Source organism: Novosphingobium sp. TH158 (assembly GCF_002855555.1).
GTDB lineage: Bacteria > Pseudomonadota > Alphaproteobacteria > Sphingomonadales > Sphingomonadaceae > Novosphingobium.
The window spans coordinates 1,666,584-1,685,912 of record NZ_PKRT01000001.1; the positions used below are offsets into that span (position 1 = coordinate 1,666,584).

At 65.4% G+C, this 19,329-nt stretch carries 21 protein-coding genes; 8 read left to right on the forward strand and 13 right to left on the reverse strand.

Annotation, left to right across the window (positions count from 1 at the left end; all coding sequences use genetic code 11):
* The first annotated feature begins 9 nt into the window (after nucleotides 1-9).
* Nucleotides 10-1,071, forward strand: coding sequence for a DUF3667 domain-containing protein (locus C0V78_RS08265; protein WP_101797280.1), 1,062 nt, complete (start codon nucleotides 10-12; stop codon nucleotides 1,069-1,071).
* A gap of 39 nt (nucleotides 1,072-1,110) precedes the next feature.
* On the opposite strand, the gene ftsH is transcribed toward C0V78_RS08265, so the two are convergent.
* Complete coding sequence (gene ftsH / locus C0V78_RS08270) at nucleotides 1,111-3,042, reverse strand: ATP-dependent zinc metalloprotease FtsH (protein ID WP_101797281.1); 1,932 nt, start codon at nucleotides 3,040-3,042, stop codon at nucleotides 1,111-1,113.
* 247 nt (nucleotides 3,043-3,289) lie between these two features.
* Between ftsH and C0V78_RS08275 the strand changes: the two genes are divergently transcribed.
* On the forward strand, nucleotides 3,290-4,249 hold the full coding sequence (locus C0V78_RS08275; protein WP_101797282.1) for a complex I NDUFA9 subunit family protein: 960 nt from the start codon (nucleotides 3,290-3,292) through the stop codon (nucleotides 4,247-4,249).
* A gap of 3 nt (nucleotides 4,250-4,252) precedes the next feature.
* Here the strand turns inward: C0V78_RS08275 and C0V78_RS08280 are convergent, their stop codons facing one another.
* The 6 genes from C0V78_RS08280 to C0V78_RS08305 form a co-directional block, all read right to left on the reverse strand.
* Complete coding sequence (locus tag C0V78_RS08280; RefSeq protein WP_101797283.1) at nucleotides 4,253-4,924, reverse strand: glutathione S-transferase family protein; 672 nt, start codon at nucleotides 4,922-4,924, stop codon at nucleotides 4,253-4,255.
* An 80-nt stretch (nucleotides 4,925-5,004) separates the two neighbouring features.
* Entirely contained in the window at nucleotides 5,005-5,409 is a 405-nt protein-coding gene (locus C0V78_RS08285) for a hypothetical protein (protein ID WP_101797284.1), read from the reverse strand.
* Between the two features lie 112 nt (nucleotides 5,410-5,521).
* Nucleotides 5,522-6,295 (reverse strand): ParA family protein, encoded by a 774-nt coding sequence (locus C0V78_RS08290; RefSeq protein WP_101797285.1) that lies wholly within the window; start codon nucleotides 6,293-6,295, stop codon nucleotides 5,522-5,524.
* Between the two features lie 113 nt (nucleotides 6,296-6,408).
* Nucleotides 6,409-6,807: a hypothetical protein gene (locus C0V78_RS08295; protein ID WP_101797286.1), complete on the reverse strand. Its 399-nt coding sequence runs from the start codon at nucleotides 6,805-6,807 to the stop codon at nucleotides 6,409-6,411.
* Between the two features lie 35 nt (nucleotides 6,808-6,842).
* The gene (metW, locus tag C0V78_RS08300; RefSeq protein WP_101797287.1) at nucleotides 6,843-7,436 is read right to left on the reverse strand and encodes a methionine biosynthesis protein MetW; all 594 of its coding nucleotides are present in this window, start codon (nucleotides 7,434-7,436) and stop codon (nucleotides 6,843-6,845) included.
* The gene (locus C0V78_RS08305; RefSeq protein ID WP_101797288.1) at nucleotides 7,433-8,542 is read right to left on the reverse strand and encodes a homoserine O-acetyltransferase; all 1,110 of its coding nucleotides are present in this window, start codon (nucleotides 8,540-8,542) and stop codon (nucleotides 7,433-7,435) included. The genes metW and C0V78_RS08305 overlap by 4 nt, the downstream gene beginning before the upstream one ends.
* An 80-nt stretch (nucleotides 8,543-8,622) precedes the next feature.
* Here C0V78_RS08305 and hisC point away from each other — a divergent pair, with 80 nt between their 5' ends.
* The 3 genes from hisC to C0V78_RS14915 are packed head-to-tail and all read left to right on the forward strand — an operon-like array spanning nucleotide 8,623 to nucleotide 10,819.
* Nucleotides 8,623-9,720 (forward strand): histidinol-phosphate transaminase, encoded by a 1,098-nt coding sequence (gene hisC, locus C0V78_RS08310; protein WP_101797289.1) that lies wholly within the window; start codon nucleotides 8,623-8,625, stop codon nucleotides 9,718-9,720.
* Nucleotides 9,717-10,631, forward strand: a complete 915-nt coding sequence (locus C0V78_RS08315; RefSeq protein WP_101797290.1) for a prephenate/arogenate dehydrogenase family protein — start codon at nucleotides 9,717-9,719, stop codon at nucleotides 10,629-10,631. The genes hisC and C0V78_RS08315 overlap by 4 nt, the downstream gene beginning before the upstream one ends.
* An 11-nt stretch (nucleotides 10,632-10,642) precedes the next feature.
* Nucleotides 10,643-10,819 carry a hypothetical protein gene (locus C0V78_RS14915; RefSeq protein WP_158241513.1) on the forward strand — a complete coding sequence of 59 codons (177 nt, stop codon included), beginning with the start codon at nucleotides 10,643-10,645 and terminating at the stop codon, nucleotides 10,817-10,819.
* On the opposite strand, the gene nadA is transcribed toward C0V78_RS14915, so the two are convergent.
* From nadA to C0V78_RS08335, 4 genes are all read right to left on the reverse strand, one after another.
* Entirely contained in the window at nucleotides 10,816-11,802 is a 987-nt protein-coding gene (gene nadA, locus C0V78_RS08320; RefSeq protein ID WP_101797291.1) for a quinolinate synthase NadA, read from the reverse strand. The genes C0V78_RS14915 and nadA overlap by 4 nt on opposite strands.
* 58 nt (nucleotides 11,803-11,860) lie before the next feature.
* Nucleotides 11,861-12,583 carry an adenylate cyclase gene (locus C0V78_RS08325; protein WP_101797292.1) on the reverse strand — a complete coding sequence of 241 codons (723 nt, stop codon included), beginning with the start codon at nucleotides 12,581-12,583 and terminating at the stop codon, nucleotides 11,861-11,863.
* Nucleotides 12,584-12,680: 97 nt separating this feature from the next.
* A complete protein-coding gene (locus C0V78_RS08330; protein WP_101797293.1) occupies nucleotides 12,681-13,316 on the reverse strand; it encodes a DUF4230 domain-containing protein in 636 nt (211 codons plus the stop codon).
* On the reverse strand, nucleotides 13,298-14,170 hold the full coding sequence (locus C0V78_RS08335) for an MBL fold metallo-hydrolase (RefSeq protein ID WP_101797294.1): 873 nt from the start codon (nucleotides 14,168-14,170) through the stop codon (nucleotides 13,298-13,300). Before C0V78_RS08335 ends, C0V78_RS08330 begins: the two co-directional genes overlap by 19 nt.
* 64 nt (nucleotides 14,171-14,234) lie before the next feature.
* Here C0V78_RS08335 and glpK point away from each other — a divergent pair, with 64 nt between their 5' ends.
* Nucleotides 14,235-15,710: a glycerol kinase GlpK gene (gene glpK / locus C0V78_RS08340; protein WP_101797295.1), complete on the forward strand. Its 1,476-nt coding sequence runs from the start codon at nucleotides 14,235-14,237 to the stop codon at nucleotides 15,708-15,710.
* Between the two features lie 12 nt (nucleotides 15,711-15,722).
* Here glpK and C0V78_RS08345 read toward each other — a convergent pair whose 3' ends face one another.
* A complete protein-coding gene (locus C0V78_RS08345) occupies nucleotides 15,723-16,178 on the reverse strand; it encodes a DUF1465 family protein (RefSeq protein WP_101797296.1) in 456 nt (151 codons plus the stop codon).
* A gap of 144 nt (nucleotides 16,179-16,322) precedes the next feature.
* Nucleotides 16,323-16,520: a YdcH family protein gene (locus C0V78_RS08350; RefSeq protein ID WP_101797297.1), complete on the reverse strand. Its 198-nt coding sequence runs from the start codon at nucleotides 16,518-16,520 to the stop codon at nucleotides 16,323-16,325.
* Nucleotides 16,521-16,753: 233 nt separating this feature from the next.
* Between C0V78_RS08350 and C0V78_RS08355 the strand changes: the two genes are divergently transcribed.
* Nucleotides 16,754-16,909: a YdcH family protein gene (locus C0V78_RS08355; protein ID WP_101797298.1), complete on the forward strand. Its 156-nt coding sequence runs from the start codon at nucleotides 16,754-16,756 to the stop codon at nucleotides 16,907-16,909.
* A gap of 115 nt (nucleotides 16,910-17,024) precedes the next feature.
* Nucleotides 17,025-19,298 (forward strand): phosphoenolpyruvate--protein phosphotransferase, encoded by a 2,274-nt coding sequence (gene ptsP / locus C0V78_RS08360; RefSeq protein WP_101797299.1) that lies wholly within the window; start codon nucleotides 17,025-17,027, stop codon nucleotides 19,296-19,298.
* Nucleotides 19,299-19,329: the final 31 nt, after the last annotated feature.

The following is a 19,329-nucleotide window of genomic DNA, read 5'->3' on the forward strand; positions in this document are numbered from 1 at the left end:
AGGCAGGCGATGAGCGGCGCGGAGGCTATCGGAGAAGTCGCACAGGGCGCCCTTGCTGCGCGGGCCGTCGAGCCCGGACACGGCGAGGCGGCGGACGGGCACACGCATGAAAGCGCCTGCCTGAACTGCGATACGCCGCTGGTCGGCAGCTATTGCCACGCCTGCGGGCAGTCCGCGCATGTCCACCGCACGCTGGGTGCCTTCTTCCACGACCTGCTGCACGGGGTGTTCCACTTCGAAGGCAAGGTCTGGCGCACCCTGCCCGCGCTGGCGCTGCGCCCCGGACAGATGACCCGCGAATACATCGACGGCAAGCGGGCCCGCTATGTCTCCCCGGTCGCCCTGTTCCTGTTCAGCGTCTTCCTGATGTTCGCGGTGGTCAAGCAATTCGGGCTGGACCTGGGCCAGGCGGCCGATGTCAGCGTAAATGGAAGGCACGTTGCCGGACTTGAGGCGAATCAGCGCGACCTGGATGCGCTCAAGGCTCGGCGCGCGGAGCTGGTCAAACAGGGCAAGCCGACTGATGCCATCGACGGCGAGATCGAAGGGCGCGAAGCGGCGATTACCGTGCTGGAGGAGCTGCGCCAGCCTGTCGATGCCGTGGCGAAACAGGCTGCCGCGCCGGCCCAGGCCGTATCGAGCAGCGACATTCCCGCAATCCGCGATCTCTTGTCCAAGGTGCGCGACAATCCCCGGCTGGCGCTGTTCCAGCTACAGACCAATGCCTACAAGTTCGCCTGGCTGCTGATCCCGATTTCCGTGACATTCATCTGGCTGCTGTTCCCCTTCAGCCGGCGCTTCGGGCTTTACGACCACACCGTCTTCGTCACCTATTCGCTGTGCTTCATGATGCTGCTGCTGTCGGTGCTGACGCTGGGCAATGCGGCCGGGCTGGACGTACTGCTGATCGGCATGGGCCTGATACCGCCCCTGCACATCTACAAGCAGGTGCGCCACGCCTACGGACTCAGTCGCGCCGCAGCCCTGTGGCGGACGGCGGCGATGCTGGTCTATGCCTTCGCCGCGCTGTCATTCTTCCTGATGGCAGTCCTGGCCCTGTCGGCGGGCTAGGCGCAAAGCACCAGCCCGCCGCATAAGGGATTGCCGGACTTAGGCTCCCTGCGGCGCCGTACCGGTGAACCGCTTGCCGGCCTTGGGGATCGCCGATCCCTTGACCGGGGTCGGAGCCGCAGGGCCCTTCGGCACGTCGGGGCGGTCGATCTTGCCGGTTTCGAGCAGTTCCTTGATCTCGTCGCCGCTCAGCGTCTCGTATTCGAGCAGTGCCTGGGCGAGCAGGTGGAGGTTCTTCTCCTCCTTCTTCAGGATCTTGGTTGCCCGGGCATGGGCACCATCGACGAGACCGCGGATTTCGCTGTCGATCAGCTTGTTCGTCTCGTTCGAGGCAAAGGTGCGCTGCGCCCCGCCCATGCCGAGATAGCCTTCGTACTGATCTTCGTACTGCAGCGGGCCAAGCTTGTCCGACATGCCCCACTTGGTGACCATGTTGCGCGCCAGGCCCGTGGCGTACTGGATGTCCGAGCTGGCGCCCGAGCTGACCTTGTCATAGCCGAAGATGATCTCCTCGGCGACGCGCCCGCCCATCGCGACCGAGAGGTTCGCGTGCATCTTGTCGCGGTGGTAGGAATAGTTGTCGCGTTCCGGCAGGCGCATGACCATGCCCAGCGCACGGCCGCGCGGGATGATCGTTGCCTTGTGGATCGGGTCTGAGGCTTCCTCGTTCACCGAGACGATGGCGTGCCCGGCCTCGTGATAGGCGGTCATGCGCTTTTCGTCCTCGGTCATCACCATGGAGCGGCGTTCCGCGCCCATCATGACCTTGTCCTTGGCGTCCTCGAATTCCTGCATGGCAACCAGGCGCTTGTTGCGGCGAGCAGCCAGCAGGGCAGCCTCGTTCACCAGGTTTGCAAGGTCGGCACCGGAGAAACCGGGCGTGCCGCGCGCGATGGTGCGGGCATTGACGTCGGGGGCCAGCGGCACCTTCTTCATGTGGACGGCGAGGATCTTCTCGCGCCCTTCGATATCGGGAACCGGCACGACGACCTGACGGTCGAAACGGCCGGGGCGCAGCAGAGCGGGATCCAGCACGTCGGGCCGGTTGGTCGCGGCGATGATGATGATGCCCTCGTTCGCTTCGAAGCCGTCCATCTCGACCAGCAGCTGGTTCAGCGTCTGCTCGCGTTCGTCGTTCGAATTGCCGAGGCCATGGCCACGGTGGCGGCCAACGGCGTCGATTTCGTCGATGAAAACGATGCAGGGCGCGCTCTTCTTGGCCTGTTCGAACATGTCGCGCACGCGGCTGGCACCGACGCCGACGAACATTTCGACAAAGTCCGAACCGGAAATGGTGAAGAAGGGCACGCCCGCCTCACCCGCGATAGCGCGGGCCAGCAGGGTCTTGCCGGTACCGGGCGAGCCGACCAGCAGCGCGCCCTTCGGGATCTTGCCGCCCAGCTTGGCAAAGCGCGACGGGTCCTTGAGGAATTCGACGATCTCTTCCAGTTCCTCACGCGCTTCGTCGATGCCGGCAACGTCATCGAACGTAACGCGCCCGTGGCGTTCGGTCAGCAACTTGGCCTTGGACTTGCCAAAGCCCATGGCGCCGCCACCGCCGCCCTTCTGCATCTGGCGCAGTGCGAAGAAGGCGATGCCCATGATCAGGATGAACGGCAGGGCCTGGATCAGGATGTAGGTGACAACCGACATCTCTTCCTTGGGCTTTCCGGCAAACTTCACGCCGTTATCGGCAAGCAGCGGCCCCAGCGAGGTATCGCCGGGGATCGGAACCGTGGAGAAGGTATCGCCGTTCTTGTACTTGCCGGTAATGCGGTCTGAGCTGACCTGCACTTCCGAGACAGAGCCTTCGGCCACCTTGGCGCGGAAATCGGAATAGGCGATGGGCGCCCCGGTGGTCGCCTCGCGCGGGCTCAGCATCGAGACGACGAGCAGCAGGGCCAGGAAGATTCCGCCCCAGACCAGAAGGCTGCGGAGCCAGGGGTTCTGCGGAGGCTGTTCGTCGTTCATCGTCGCAAGTGTCCTTTCGTTCCGACTATGTAGGACGGCGCGTCTGAATGGCAAGTTAGCGCGCATGCCTGCGGTTGTTCCGTTGCCTGGCTCCGGCGAAGCGTTAAGTTGGAGCGATACTGCCACGAAGCCATTGGCGGAATGACCTGCCGCCCGTTTTTGCAGGAATTGCCCTGTGCCGACTGTTGCCCCGCACCCTCGCTTGGGGCAAAGGGGCTGCCACCAATTCAGGGACTGTGGAACGGACATGACGACTTCTGAAGGCAATCTTGCCGGCAAGCTGGTGGTTCTGGTGGGCGGCAGCGGCTTCTTCGGCGCACACGTGGCGCAGGAGCTGCTCTCGCGCGGGGCGCGCCTGCGCGTCGTATGCCGCAATCCCAAGAAGGCATTCCGCCTCAAGCCGCTGGCGAACCTTGGCCAGATCCAGTTCGTCCGCGCCGACCTTACCGACCGCGCCGTGCTTCCCGCCGTGGTTGCCGATGCCGATGCGGTGGTGAACCTTGTCGGCGCCTTCGGCGGCGATCTCGATGCCGTCCATGTCCATGGTCCCGCAGCCCTGGCCAAGGCCGCAGGCGAAGCCGGCGCCGAAGCATTCGTCCACATCTCCGCACTGGGCTGCGATGCCGAGAGCGAGGTTGACTATGCCCGCACCAAGGCAGCCGGCGAAGCCGCAGTGCTTGCGGCGTTCCCCAAGGCGACGATCCTGCGTCCCTCGATCATCTTCGGTTCGGACGACAATTTCATCACCATGTTCGCCCGGCTGATTTCCAGGCTGCCGGTCCTGCCGGTCTTCGGGCCTGATGCAAAACTGCAGCCGGTATTCGTTGACGATGCCGCCCATGCCGTGGCCAATGCCCTGACCAATCCCGGCAAGCACGGCGGCAAGACCTATGATGTCGCCGGGCCGGAAGTCATCACCATGGGCGAGCTGAACCGCCGCATCGCCAAGGCGCAGGGCCGCAAGCCGCTGTTCGCCGACCTTCCCGACGCGGTTTCCGGCATGATTGCCACCTGCACCGGCTGGCTGCCGGGCGCACCGATCTCGTCCGACCAGTGGAAGCTGCTGAAGGCGGGCAATGTTGCCGGCAAGGGCCCCGGGCTGAAGGAACTGGGCGTGGCGCCCCGGCCGCTTTCGCTGTTCCTTGACCGCTGGATGGTTGCCTACCGCAAGCACGGCCGCTTTAGTGACAAGCGCGGGCTGGCCTGAACCTTATCCGTCAACGTCGGCGTAGTGCTCGGGCGGGTGAATCCCGTCCTGCCGTTCGGCAAGCAGCGGGCGGAAGCTCGGCCGGCTTTTCATAACGGCATACCAGCTGCGCGTCTGTTCATGCCCGGCCCAGTCGATACCGTTGAGGTAATCGGCAACCGAGATCTGCGCGGCGGCGGCAATATCGGCCAGGCTCATGGTCGCGCCGGCCAGCCAGGGACGGCGATCGAGCAGGTAATCGATGTAGTACAGGTGTTCGTGCGCCAGCTTCATCGCCTGCCGCAGGGCGCGGCTGTCAGGCGGCTGGCGCAGGATCACGCGCTTCTTCATCTTTTCGAGCAGCAACGGCCCGGTCACGTCCTCGAAAAAGTTCTCGTCGAACAGCGCCACCAGCCGGCGCACCTCTGCCCGGGCAGCGGCATTGCCGCCGATCATCTGGTTCTTTTCGACCGTTTCCTCGAAAAATTCGCAGATCGCCCGGCTGTCGACGAGCGTCAGCGCCTTTTCCGGATCGTGAAGCACCGGCGTTCTTCCCGCAGGATTGAGCGCGAGAAACTCGTCGCGGCCTTCCCACGGGTTTTCGCGCCACAGTTCATAGCCCACGCCCTTTTCGGACATGAGCAGGCGCACCTTGCGGCTGAACGGACAGAGGGGGAACTGGTAAAGCTGCCACATGCCCGGAACCCTTGCGCAAAGCTGAGCCGGGCTCCAACCCGCTGACGGGTGAGCCCGGCGTTTTTCTGTGCAAAACAGGATCAGTAAGCTTGGCGGCCAGCCTTTTCGATGGCGCGGCGCATCTGGTCGGCCATGCGGTCAAATTCGGGCAGCATCTCTTCAAGCGCGCCGGCGGCGCGGCCCATCGAGTTCATTGCCCGGGGCATCTCGCGGGCCACCTGCCGGGGCATGTCGCGCATTTCGGGACCGGCCAGGTCGCGCAACCGGGCATCGTCCGGAATATCGCGCATCGATTTATCGCCCCATTCGCCCATCGCGCGGGCCAGCGGGCCGACCTTCATGTCCATCACCATCTCGCTAATCAGGGCGACCATGCTCGATACCTGGGCCTGGAGCATGGGATCCGAAAGCTTTTCGGCAATGCGCGGATCATCCCGCTCCGGACGAGCCGAGGCCACCGACGGAACCAGCGCGGAAAGGGCCATTCCGGCCACAAGTGCAATTCGCCAAACCATCCCCAACCTCCTGCAGCGGGACGAATCAATCCGGTTGTCTATGAAACTTAACCGCTTTCACGCGGCTGAATGAGCAACTGGATCACGCCGGAACGGGCACGCCCTGCGACAGGGCGGCACCGGCCCGTTCGGCAAGCTTTGCCTCGATGCCGGACCACAGGCGATGCAGCGCCCGATCCGCGCGCGAACCCTTGGCGTTCGCCCCGACCGGGCAGCGCGCCGCGGCAGCCTGTTCCACCTGGTTTGCCATCGGCACCACCGGCCAACCGCGCGCCTCGCTTTCGCGGGTTGCCCGCTGCATCGGCCGCTGGGCGTTATACATGGTGAGCACCGGCAGGATGGGCGGATGGCGGCCGTGGAGCGCGGAAAGTTCGCGTCGGACCGATTGCAGGGTCCTGATGGCCATCGGGGCGGCACGCAGGGGCACGACGAGCACGTCGGCGGCGTTAAGCACCTGCTCGCTCACCTCGTTGATCACCGGCGGGCAATCGAGGACGATGCGGTCGAACTCGGAAGAAAGCGTGGTGGCAAGCTGCGCCAGCCGCCGCTTGTGGCCGATCCGGGCCAGCGCCACGGACAGGGTGCGAAGGCTGTCATCGGACTTGAGCAGGTGAAGGTGGCTGTAGTCCGTCGGCTCGATCAGCTCGCGCGGGCGTCCATCACGCTGGAAAACTGAAGCGGCGCGCGGCAGGCGCCGGTCCTCTGCACCAAGGAGGTAGGCAGAGCCGCCTTGCGGATCGAGATCCCACAAAAGGGTGCGCGATTGCCCGTAATGGGCACAGCGCCAGGCAAGGTCCACCGCGAGGGTGGTTTTGCCAACGCCGCCCTTGGCGCTGTAAACGCCGATCACAGCCATCGTGTTGCGTCCCGACCTGTTTTCGGGAGGTCTAACCATAGCCTGAGGATGAGGCAATGGCGCAGCACAGACTGTTCCGTTCCGGCGCAATGCCGCAACGAAGTGCTTATGGCCTATCGCTTTTCCGGAACCTCGGAATCGAGCAGCGGCAGGCAGGCCCGCACCACGGCTTTCAGGCTGGATGCGGCATGAGCCGCCCCTGCGGGGGCCTTCTGCAGTTCTTCGACCCGCGCCTTCAGGAGCGCCTGTACGGCCTCGCGGCTCGCCCCCGTTTCGTCCATCAGGCGCGCAGTGGTGCGAACGAAGAATTCCCGCCCGCGTTCGGCCAGCGGCGGGAATTCGCTGGCTCCTGGCGCTCCGCGCTTCTGGTCGAAAGCAACGAGTCCAAAGGCTGCGGAACAGCGCAGCGTAGTCTCCTGCGCCAGGTTAAGCCGGGGCAGCGGTGCCTGCTGCGCACTCGCGGGGATGGCGGTCACAAGCAGGGCGGCAGCAAGGGGAAGAATACGGTTCATGCCGATCGTGTGCCCGCCCCAACCTTAACCGCAACCTACCGGCGCGAAATCAGGAATACGGCGTGTTCGGCGCGGAATGCCGCCATGGCCGCCGAACAGTGCTTGTCGCCGGACAGGAACCATTCCTGCTCCACGGTAATCCCGCGGTCCGCCACCAGATCGCGAAAGTCCGAGACGGTGACATGGTGGATGTTGGGCGTTTCGTACCAGGCAACGGGCAACAACCGCGTCACGGGCATGCGACCGTTCCAAAGGAGCGATAGGCGCACGCGCCAGTGGCCGAAATTGGGAAACGAGACGAAAGCCTTGCCGCCGATCCGCAGCAGTTCTTCCAGCACCCTGTCGGGCCGGTGCGTGGTCTGCAGCGTCTGGCTGAGGATCGCATAGTCGAACGCCTGGTCGGGATAGATGGCGAGATCGCTGTCGGCGTCACCCTGGATCACCGAAAGGCCGCGCGATACGCAGTTGGCCACCGAGGCGGAATCGATTTCCATGCCCCGCGCATCGCAGCCGCGCTCGTCGCGCAGCACGGCGAGCAGATCGCCATCGCCGCAGCCGACATCGAGCACGCGCGCGCCGGGGGCGACGTTGGCGGCGATGATCGCCAGATCTGGTCGAAGCGCGCTCATGGAGAAAGGAACCCTGCGATCACCCGGTCCAGTTCGGGCACGTCAAGCAGGAAGGAATCGTGCCCGAACGGCGCTGCCAGTTCGACGAAGCTGACCGGCGCGCCTGCCGCATTGAGCGCGTGGGCCAGCTTGCGCGATTCCGCCGTGGGATAAAGCCAGTCGGTATCGAAGGAGACGAGGCAGAACCGCGCCTTGCAGTCCTTGAAGGCGTCCGCCAGCCTGCCACCACATTCCTCCGCGAGGTCGAAGTACGACATGGCGCGGGTGATGTAGAGATAGCTGTTCGCATCGAACCGCCCGGTGAAGCTCTCGCCCTGGTAGCGCAGGTAGCTCTCCACCTGGAAATCGGCGTCGAAGCCGAAGCTTTTGGCCTCCCGGTCCTGCAGGCGGCGACCGAACTTCTCGCTGAGCGTGGCTTCCGACAGATAGGTGATATGCGCCGCCATCCGCGCAACGGACAGGCCCGCATCGGGGGCCTTGCCCGTGCCGTAATAGGCGCCTTGCTGCCAGTTCGGGTCAGCCATGACGGCCTGCCGGCCAACTTCCTGAAAAGCGATGTTCTGTGCCGGCATTTCGCCAGTGGCGGCAATGGCCATGACGCGGTCAGCCCGTTCGGGCCAGTTGGCAGCCAGGCTGAGCGCCTGCATCCCGCCCATCGACCCGCCGACCACGGCGTGCAGCCGGTCGATACCCAGCGCATCCAGCAGCGCAAGGTGTGCCCGCACCATGTCGCGAATGGTAATGACGGGAAAGCGCATGCCCCACGGCTGGCCATCCGGGTGGATGCTCGAGGGTCCGGACGTGCCCATGCACGAGCCGAGGACATTGGGACAGACAACGAAGAACCGGTCCGTATCGATCGGCTTTCCCGGTCCGACCATGCGGTCCCACCAGCCGGGTTTGCCGGTGATCGGGTGCGGGCTCGCCACGTGCTGGTCGCCGGTGGTCGCGTGGCAGATCAGCACCGCATTGCTGCGGCTGTCGTTCAGCGCGCCATAGGTTTCGTAGGCAATGCGCACGCCTTCGAGCCGCTGCCCGCAATCGAGCGGCAGCGGTTCGGCAAGGTCCAGCACGGTGCTGGCAGTGACAAGCGCGGCAGTGGCCATTGCGCGGGGACTTGGGGGCATGGGCCTGTACTGTCAATGGGCTGGCAATCGCGCGCCATGATGCTAAGGCCCCGGCCATCATGAGCGGACCCAAACCCAAGAGCTGGATCGAGGCTATCCACGCCTATGTTCCGGGCAAGAGCGCCGGCGCGGACGGGCGCCCGCTGATCAAGCTTTCAGCCAACGAAAACCCGCTGGGCACCTCGCCTGCCGCGCTCGCCGCGCGTGCCGCTGCGGCCGAGCCGAGCCGCTATCCCGATCCCGACAGCAAGGCGCTGCGCGCCGCCATTGCCGAAGTGCATGGCCTGGACCCGGCGCTGGTCGTCATGGGCACCGGCTCGGATGAACTGCTGCACCTTGCCGCCCAGGGCTATGCCGGGCCGGGTGACGAGGTGCTGTTTTCGCGCTTCAGCTTTTCGGTCTACGATATTGCCGCGCGACGCTGCGGGGCGACCCCGGTGGAAGCGCCGGATGCCGATTTCGGCACCGATGTCGATGCCCTGCTGGCTCTGGTGAGCGAGCGCACCCGCGTGGTCTTCCTTGCCAATCCCAACAATCCGACCGGTTCCTACCTGCCCCGGGCGGAACTGGCGCGGCTGCATGCCGGGCTGCCGCAGGATGTCCTGCTGGTGGTCGACCAGGCCTATGCCGAATATGTCGGCCCTGCCGACGATGATGGCGGGCTCGATCTGGCCGCCGCGCACGATAATGTGCTGGTGACGCGCACCTTCTCCAAGATCTATGGTCTGGCCGGGGAACGGGTCGGCTGGGGAACGGGCGCAAGCGCCATTGTCGATACGCTCAACCGCATCCGCGGGCCATTCAACGTCACCAACAGCGCGCAGGCCATGGCGCTGGCAGCGGTGCAGGACCGCCAATTCGTCGACGATGCGCGCGATCACAACGCCCGCGAACGCGCCCGCTTCGTCGCCCGGCTGGAAGCCCTGGGCAACCACGGACTGCGTCCGCTGCCCAGCGAAGCCAATTTCGTGCTGATCCTGTTCTCCGGCAAGCTGACGGCGGAGGCCGCCTACAACGGCCTGGCGGATCGCGGCTACATCACGCGTTGGCTGCCGGGGCAAGGCCTGCCGCAGGGCCTGCGCATCACCATCGGCACGGCCGAACAGATGGACGAGATTGCCGCCCACCTGCGCGACATGGCCGAGGCTGTACGATGAGCTTCCAGCGTGTCGCCATCATCGGCCTGGGCCTGCTGGGCGGATCGACCGGCCTTGCCGTGGCCGAGCACCTCCCCGGCATTGCGACCGCCGGCTATGACGCCGATCCGGAGACTCGCAGGCGGGCGGGAGAGCGCGGGCTTGTCGGCACGGTCTGCGACAGCGCGGCCGATGCCGTGCGCGATGCCGATCTGGTGATCTTCTGCGTGCCCGTCGGCGCGATGAGCGCCGCCGCCGCCGAGATTGCCGGCGCGCTCAAGCCCGGCGCAGTGGTCAGCGATGTCGGCTCCTCCAAGGAGAGCGTGGCCAAGGCCCTTGCCGAGGCGCTGCCCGGTGCGGCGATCATCCCCGCGCACCCCGTGGCTGGTACCGAGAACTCCGGCCCCGACGCCGGTTTCGCCAGCCTGTTCCGCAACCGCTGGTGCATCGTCACCCCGCCTGAGGGCGCGGAGCCGGAGCACGTTACTGCCGTCTCCGATTTCTGGACCGCACTCGGCGCCAATGTAGAGGTGATGACGCCTCAGCACCATGACCTCGTGCTCGCCGTCACCAGCCACCTGCCGCACCTGATCGCCTATACCATCGTCGGCACGGCGAGCGACCTTGAGGGCGTGACGCAGAGCGAGGTGATCAAGTATTCCGCCGGCGGCTTTCGCGACTTCACCCGCATTGCCGCCAGCGACCCGACGATGTGGCGCGACGTTTTCCTTTCCAACAAGGATGCGGTTCTGGAAATGCTCCAGCGTTTCACCGAAGACCTGACCGCGCTGCAACGCGCCATCCGCGTTGGCGATGGCCAGCAGCTGTTCGATCACTTCACCCGCACCCGCGCGATCCGCCGCTCGATCATCGAGCAGGGTCAGGATGACGCCCGGCCCGACTTTGGACGTTCAGACCACAACGGCGGCTAAAGGAGCCCGAGATGAACTACGCTGTCTGGATTGCGCTTGCCGTCGTCTTCATCGCCGTGATCCCGCCGATCATCAAATCGGCCCGCAACAGCCGCAAGGATTCCGGCACGACCGATGCGGGATCGGGTTCCGGCAGCGATTCATCCTGCGATACCGGTTCGGACGGAGGTGACTGCGGCGGGGATTAAGCCCGCCCCAGGTCTCCCTTGCCCACGGTTCCGCTCGCCATTTCGAGCATCTTGTCGAGGCTCTTCTTGGCGCGCAGGCGCAGGCCTTCCTCGATCTCGATGCGCGGGCTCAGGTCGCGCAGGGCAAGATAGAGCTTCTCCAGCGTATTGAGCGCCATGTAAGGGCAGATGTTGCAGTTGCAGTTGCCGTCCGCCCCGGGCGCACCGATGAAGGTCTTGTTCGGCAGCGCCTTTTCCATCTGGTGGATGATGTGCGGCTCGGTCGCGACGATCAGTTTGTCGCCCGGCATGGTCTTGGCATATTGCAGGATACCGCTGGTCGAGCCGACGTAATCGGCATGATCGACGATATGCGGCGGGCATTCAGGGTGCGCGGCGATCGGCGCATCGGGATGCTGCGCCTTGAGCTTGAGCAGTTCCGTCTCGCTGAATGCCTCGTGGACGATGCACACGCCCGGCCACAGCAGCATGTCGCGCCCGAACTTGCGGTTGAGATAGCCACCAAGGTGGCGGTCGGGCCCGAAGATGATCTTCTGCTCCGGCGGGATCTGGGCCAGGATCGTTTCGGCGCTGGAGCTGGTGACGATCACGTCGGACAGCGCCTTAACCTCGGTCGAGCAGTTGATGTAGGTCAGCGCGATGTGATCGGGGTGCGCCTCGCGGAAAGCCTTGAACTTTTCCGGCGGGCAGGCGTCTTCCAGGCTGCATCCGGCGTTGAGGTCCGGCAGGACGACGATCTTGTCCGGGCTGAGGATCTTGGCCGTATCGGCCATGAACTTCACGCCGCAGAAGGCGATGACATCGGCATCGGATTCGGCCGCCTTGCGCGAAAGTTCCAGGCTGTCGCCCACGAAGTCCGCGAGGTCCTGAATCTCCGGCTTCTGGTAGTAATGCGCCAGGATCACCGCGTTGCGCTCCTTGCGCAGGCGATCGATCTCGGCACGGATGTCGAGGCCGGTGAGATTGGTGGTCTGGGCAGTCATTCGCGTACGTCCCCTGCAGGTGGTGCAGGGGGCAGATAGGGATTATCGGCCAGCGAATCTATCCCCCGGCGATATCGGACGCGATGCGCTGGAACATCGGGCTGACAGCCGCCACCTCGATCAGCACATGAGCCATGGCAACGATGGCGCCAACCGTGGCCGTCGCCGGGTGGACCCGGCCGATCGTGCGCCGGTCATGCAGGGCGATCATGCCCACGAAGACCAGCTGGATCACCATGATCGCCCATTCGCCCCAGCCGATCATCATCGGCATCGGCAGCACGCGGCCAAAGGCCGGCTCGGTGAGTAGGATCAGCGAACCGGTCATCAGGCGGCGGTGATAATCGGTCTGCGTGCGCCGGGTGATCGCGGCAAAGACCAGCCCGCCGAAGACCACGGCACCCACCTGGGTCAGGGCGAGGAAATAGGGCTCGGTGAAAAAGGGCGGCAGGAAACCGCCGCGGATCGCCGCGATGCCGGCGAATGACATGGTGCCGACCACAGCCACGGTGAGATAGGCCCCCAGCCACCCGAGCCGACGATGCTGCGCAAGGTTGCCATGCGTGGCGAGCCGCGCCTGAACCACGTGCAAGGCCAGCCAGGCCACCATGACCACCGCGTGCACGTGCGGCCAGACAAGGCTGTAACTGTAAGCCGCCCTGCCAAGCACGGCATTGAGCATGAAGGCCGCAATGATGAACAGCGACAGGATCGTTGCGAAGCGCGCGAAATAGGCGGAATCGGCGGATTGCCCCGCCTTCGGGCTTGCTGTGGTAGCCATGTTCTTCCCCTGCTCTTCTACGTGTTTGTACGAACGCTATCGCACTTAACACTTGTAACCAAGCAAGAGTTCCATAGGCCCCGGTTATTGCTGCGAATTATTCTCCGGCGAAACGCACCTCGACCTTCACGTCGCCAAAGCCTGCTACCTGCAGGGGTATGGCCAGGTTCTGGCGCACGCCCTGCCGGGCACTTTCGCGGGCAAGGCCCATCAGCACCGTATTGCCGGCCTCCTCAGCTGCCAGCTTTTCGGCAACGACGGTATTGTCGCGCGTCAGCTTGGCCTGCGCCTCGCGCGTGATCCACACGCCCTCGCGCAGGTATTGCGCGCGGCCTTCGTCAAGGTTCGGGCGAGACAGTTCCAGCGGCGGCAGCGTGACCGACAGGCTGCGCTGCTCCTCGTTCCAGCGCATGGCCGAAGCATCGAGCTTCGCCAGGTCGAGCGTATAGTCCACCCGCGCAGGAATGACGGCAACCTGGCGGCTTTTCAGCACGCCCATCAGCCGCTCGTCCTCGGACGTAACCACCGGCGAGAGCTGGGCGGAGAACACCGTCAGGCGGTTCTGCTTTTCGAAAGCATGGAGGCTGATCGCCAGGGGATCGCCTTGCTTCTCGGGCGCGAAACGCTGCCAGACCTGCTGCCCGGCCAGGGCGATGATCGCCCCGAACACCAGCCAGAATGCCGTTTGCCGCCGCGGCGGGACGGTTGCCGGGCTCAATCGAGGAGCGACCATGTTTCCTCCACGCGCGACACGCGCCCCCGTTGTTCAAGGTCAATCAGGTGCGCCAGGACCGATCGGCCTGCCGCGCCCCACAGCCGTTCATCGACGCCCTTGTACATCCGCGGAACCATGGCGGCGATTTGCTGCACCCCTTCTTCCAGCAGGCGCAGGATCTGCCGCTCACGCTGGCGGCGATGGCCGATCATGCCGCGCACCAGCTGGCGCGGCTTTTCCACCGCCTCGCCATGGGCGGGATAATAGACGCGGTCTTCACGGTCATAGAGCTTTTCGAGGCTCGCCATATAGGCCGCCATGTCGCCATCGGGCGGCGCGACGACCGAAGTGGACCAGCCCATGACGTGATCGCCGGTGAACAGCGCGCCGCTTTCCTCAAGCGCGAAACACAGGTGGTTGGAGGTGTGCCCCGGGGTGGCGACGGCTACCAGCGTCCAGTCCGGCCCGCTTACCTTCTCGCCATCACGCAGCACGCGGGTGGGCCGGTATTCGGTATCGAAGGCGGCGTCGGCGCGCGGGCCATCATCGTCATAGGCCAGCGGCGCGCAACCGATGATCGGGGCTCCCGTGGCAAGCGCTAGCGGCGCGGCGGCGGGCGAGTGATCGCGGTGGGTATGGGTGCAGCAGATGGCCAGAACCTTTGCCTCGCCAATCGCATCGAGCAGCGCGCCGATGTGTTCGGGCTCGTCCGGGCCGGGATCGATCACCGCCACGCCTTCGCCGTGCCCGACAATGTAGGTCTGGGTTCCGGTGTAGGTATAGGGCGAGGGATTGGGCGCCAGCACGCGCCGCACCAGCGGTTCGATCTGCTGGGACAATCCGGTGGGCCAGGGACGGGCGGGCATCTGCATGGGATGCGATATGGATATTCACAGGCGGCCTGTCGAGCGGCTAGGCTGCCTGCGGGAGGATCCGATGGCCGATGAACCGCTGATACTGGTGCTGGACGAAGGTACGACTTCGACCCGGGCAATGCTGTTCACCCCGGCGGGCAAGGTTGCCGCCGTGGCCCAACAGGAACTGACCCAGCACTATCCGCAGCCCGGCTGGGTGGAGCATGACGCTGCCGAAATCTGGGACAAGACGCTTGCCTGCGCCCGCCGCGCGATTGCCGATGCCGGTGGCGTCGGACGGGTGGCGGCGATCGGCATCGCCAACCAGCGCGAAACCGTGGTTGCCTGGGACAAGGCGAGCGGCAAACCGCTGAGCCGCGCGCTTGTCTGGCAGGATCGCCGCACGGCGGATGACTGCGCCAGGTTAAAGGCGCAGGGCTTTGAAAGCGATGTCCAGGCGAAGACCGGCCTGCTGCTCGATCCCTATTTCAGCGCTACCAAGGCAGCCTGGCTGATCCGGCACCGCGAGGCGGTGGCAGGGGCGGCAGCAGCCGGCCGGCTTGCCCTTGGCACCATCGAATCCTGGCTGGCATTCAAGCTTACCGGCGGACTGCACGTCAGCGATGCGTCGAACGCCAGCCGCACCCAGCTTCTGCCGCTGGATGCCCCGCAGTGGGATGCCGGCCTGTGCGACCTGTTCGGGGTGCCCCTCCACGCACTTGGCGAGGTGACCGACTGCTGCGGCCTGTTCGAAAAGACATTGCCCGAATGGTTCGGGGCCGCGATCCCGCTTACGGGCATGATCGGCGACCAGCAATCGGCCACCATCGGGCAGGGCTGCCTCTCCCCCGGCGATGTCAAGGCGACCTACGGCACGGGCGCATTCGTGCTTGCCAACATGGGCGCACGCCTGCCGCGATCGGCGCATCGCCTGCTCGGCACGGTGCTTCTGCAGGCTGGCGGCCAGCGCTCCTATGCGCTCGAAGGCTCGGTCTTTGTCGCCGGCAGCCTGATCAAATGGCTGCGCGACGGGCTGGGCCTGATCGCCAGCGCCGCCGAGAGCGAGGAACTTGCCCGATCGGTCAGCGACAGCGCCGGGGTAGTGGTTGTGCCGGCGCTTTCGGGCCTCGGCGCGCCGCACTGGCGGCCAGAGGCGCGGGGCATCGTTACCGGGCTCAGCTTTTCATCGGGCAAGGCGCATATCGCCCGCGCCGCGCTTGAGGCCATGGCCGCGCAGACGCACGATCTTGCCCGCGCTTTCGCGGCAGACGGGGCCGCATGGCGACACCTGCGCATCGATGGCGGCATGAGCGCCAACGACTGGATGGCTCAGGACATCGCCGACCTGCTGGCGATCGAGGTGGAACGCCCGGACATGGTCGAAACGACGGCGCTGGGGGCGGCCATGCTGGCGGCGGTCGGCGCCGGGCTGTTCAGTTCGCTGGGAGATGCCGCAAAGTCCATGCGCGGCCCTGCTCAGCGGTTCTCCCCCGCCATGGACGAGGCGACGCGCGCCACGCGGACCAATGCCTGGGCGCAGGCCATTGCCGCCGTGTGATGCCGAGGGCGCCTAGCCGACGATCCCGCCCAGCCGATCGCGCAGGCGCCTGATCGCGGGCACCGGGCTGCTCTCGCGCTCGCGCCAGCCGGTCTCCAGCCGGGCCAGCCGGGCGTGGAAACGCTCGGTCGCGCCGATCAGTTCGCAGACCTGGGGCGAAAGCAGTGCCAGCCGTTCCGGATCGGCCGTGGGAAAATCGGTCTGCAGCCGGCCATAGCGCCGCAGCTGGAATTCGCTGATCTCGCCGCGGAAGAAGGCCCGGTGGTTCAGCAACCAGGCAATGGCATGCATCATCCGGGTGGTGGTGCGCAGCGCTTCGCAAGAAAGCGCGATCCTGCCTGCATCCTCTGGCCCGCGATCGCCGTGATCGGCAAAGCTGAACATGGCGCGCACTTCGTCCGAAAGGGCCAGGCCCTCGCAGTAAAGCGCCTCGATGATGCGCGGATTGATGTTCGCCGGGCTCGCCATGACTGGCACCTGCGATAGCGCCGGGATTCCGTCCGATTCAACAGGTCCGGCAGGACTTGCACAGGCCATTGTGGGACTGTGCCGGAACGGAACGGTTGTGAAATCATCGGAAATCGCCGGGAACAATTCCCGGAATCGGCAAAATCAGGCGATGATATCGGGCACAAGGTAATCCTCGATCAGCGCCATCTGGTCCTTCAGCTTGAGCTTGCGCTTCTTGAGGCGGGCGATTTGCAGCTGGTCGCTTGCCCCTGCGGCAGTCAATGCATCGATGGCGGCGTCAAGGTCGCGATGCTCGATCCTGAGCATTTCCAGCCGCTTGCGCATTTCCTCTTCGGTCATGCTGACAGTGTCCCTTATCATCGACTGCAAATTGCCTCCGGCCAGCGACCAACCGCCCGCCGCATGCGAAGGGCAATTACCCCAAAACCGGATCGGAACGCGCTTCGCAAGATAAACTTAATGTGCTTATCTGACAATCGCATCGCAGGCCCGCGCTGGCCACGAGTCGGTCGGGCTGGGCTGGGCCTGGGGTGGACCCCGTCATGTCGGGGGAGCAACCAAGGAGTATGCTCATGGAACAGCCGCATGTCAGCGCTTTGCAGCTCAAGAAGAAGGGTCTGGAAGACCGTATCGAACAGGAAATGAGCCGTCCTGCGCCTGATTTTGCCCAGATCCAGCTGCTCAAGAAGCGCAAGCTCCGCATCAAGGAAGAACTTGCGCATATCTGACGGAGCTGAACGTCCGGCCGGGCACCCTGCTCCGGCCGGAACCGTCGGCCCGGCACCACGGCCATCCGCACAGCCATCCGTTTGCATTGCTGCCGCTTTGCGCTAGCAGGGCCGCATGCTCAACGCGATTGCCGCCGCCCGGACCATCCTGACCCGCCTGCACGAGGTCATGGCGTCGCGCAATCCGGCGCAGGCAAAGCTCAACACCGTGGTGGAGGTAATCGGCGAAGGCCTCGATAGCGAGGTCTGCTCGATCTACCTGCTGCGCGAAGGCATGCTCGAACTGTTCGCCACCAAGGGGCTGGCGCAGGAGGCTGTCCACGTTACCCGGATGGCAATCGGCGAGGGCCTGGTGGGCACGATTGCCGGCAACGCCGATACGCTCAACCTTGCCGAGGCGACTGCACACCCGGACTTTTCCTATCGCCCGGAAACCGGCGAAGACAAGTTTCATTCCTTCGCCGGCGTTCCGATCGTCCACCGCGAACGCGCTGTTGGCGTGCTCTGCGTCCAGCACGTCGATCCGCGCCGCTACGAAGAGGTCGAGATCGAGGCGCTGCAGACCGTCGCCATGGTGCTGTCGGAGCTGATCTCCGGCGCCGGCCTGGTCGACGAGGAAGAAGCCTGGGCGCTTTCATCCGCCCAGTCCGGCCCGGCCCAGCTTCGCGGGCTGACGCTGGTCAAGGGGCTCGCGGCCGGACAGGCCGTGTTCCACCAGCCGCGCGTAACCATCGAACATACCGTTGCCGAAGACACCGAGGCCGAACGGCAGCGCGTCTACCTCGCCTTCGACAAGATGCGCGACCAGATCGAGCGCATGGCGGCACAGGCCGAATTCGGCGTGGGTGGAGAGCACGAGGAAGTCCTCGAAACCTACAAGATGTTCGCTTACGACGAAGGCTGGAAGCGGCGCATCAACGAGGCGATCGACTCTGGCCTCACTGCCGAGGCCGCGATCGAGCGCGTCCAGCAGCACACCCGCATGCGGATGCGCCAGATCGACGATCCGCTTCTGGCCGACCGCATGCATGACCTGGAAGACCTGGCGAACCGCCTGATGCGGATCGTCTCCGGTCAGCTGGGCACCGCCGCCGCCAAGGGCCTGCGGCAGGACGCGATCCTTATTGCCCGCAACCTCGGCCCGGCCGAGCTTCTGGAATACGACAAGCGCCGGCTGAAGGGCGTGATCCTTGAAGAAGGATCGCTTACCGCGCACGTCGTCATCGTTGCGCGCGCGATGGGCGTGCCGGTGCTCGGACGCGTTTCCAGCCTGCGCGGCGTTGTCCGAGAAGGCGACCTGCTGCTGCTTGATGCGGACAACGCGGCGGCCACCGTCCGCCCCACCCCGGCGATGGAGGACGTGTTCAACGCCCGTTTTGCCCGCAACCGTGAAAAGCAGGCAGCCTGGGCGGCGCTACGCGATGTCGAACCGCGCACCAAGGATGGTGAGCGCATCACCGTGATGATGAACGCCGGCCTGCGCGACGACATGCCGATGCTGGGCATGACGGGCGCCGACGGCATCGGCCTGTTCCGCACCGAGTTCCAGTTCCTCGTTTCCGCCACCCTGCCCGCTCGCGATCGCCAGACGCGCCTCTACCGCGACGTGCTGGACGCGGCCGGCAACAAGCCGGTGGTGTTCCGCACTGTCGACATCGGCGGCGACAAAGTCCTGCCCTACCTGCGCCATGACGACGGCGAAGGAGAGGAAAACCCGGCGATGGGCTGGCGCGCGCTGCGCGTGGCGCTGGAACGCGAAGGCCTGCTCAAGGCCCAGGCCCGCGCCCTGCTCGAGGCGTCTGCCGGGCGCACCCTTCACGTCATGTTCCCCATGGTTTCCGAACCCTGGGAATTCGATGCCGCCAAGGCCGTGTTCGATGCCCAGCTGAAGTGGCTCAAGGGGCAGAAGAAGATGCTGCCCGAAGCAATCCGGTATGGCGCCATGCTGGAAGTGCCCGCGCTTGCCGAGATGCTGGACGTGCTGGCGCCGAAGCTGTCGTTCCTGTCGATCGGCACCAACGATCTCACCCAGTTCCTGTTCGCCGCAGACCGGGCCAATCCGAAGCTGGCCGAGCGCTACGACTGGGTCAGCCCGTCGATCCTGCGCTTCATCCGCCGAGTGCTGAAGGGCGTGGAAGGCCACAATGTCAACGTCGCCGTCTGCGGCGAGATGGGCGGGCGCAGGCTGGAAGCCCTCGCCCTGATCGGCGTGGGCGTGCGGCGCCTGTCGATCACCCCGGCTTCGGTCGGCCCGATAAAGGAGCTGCTTACCCGCGTCGACACCCGCGAAATCGGCGAGGCCATGAACGGCTGGCTGGAAAATCCGCCACCGAGCATGCGTGAAGCCCTGATGCAGTGGGCAGCAGAGCGAGGCATAGACTGCGACTGACCGTGACCCTGCCGCGCCTCGTCGCGCCATG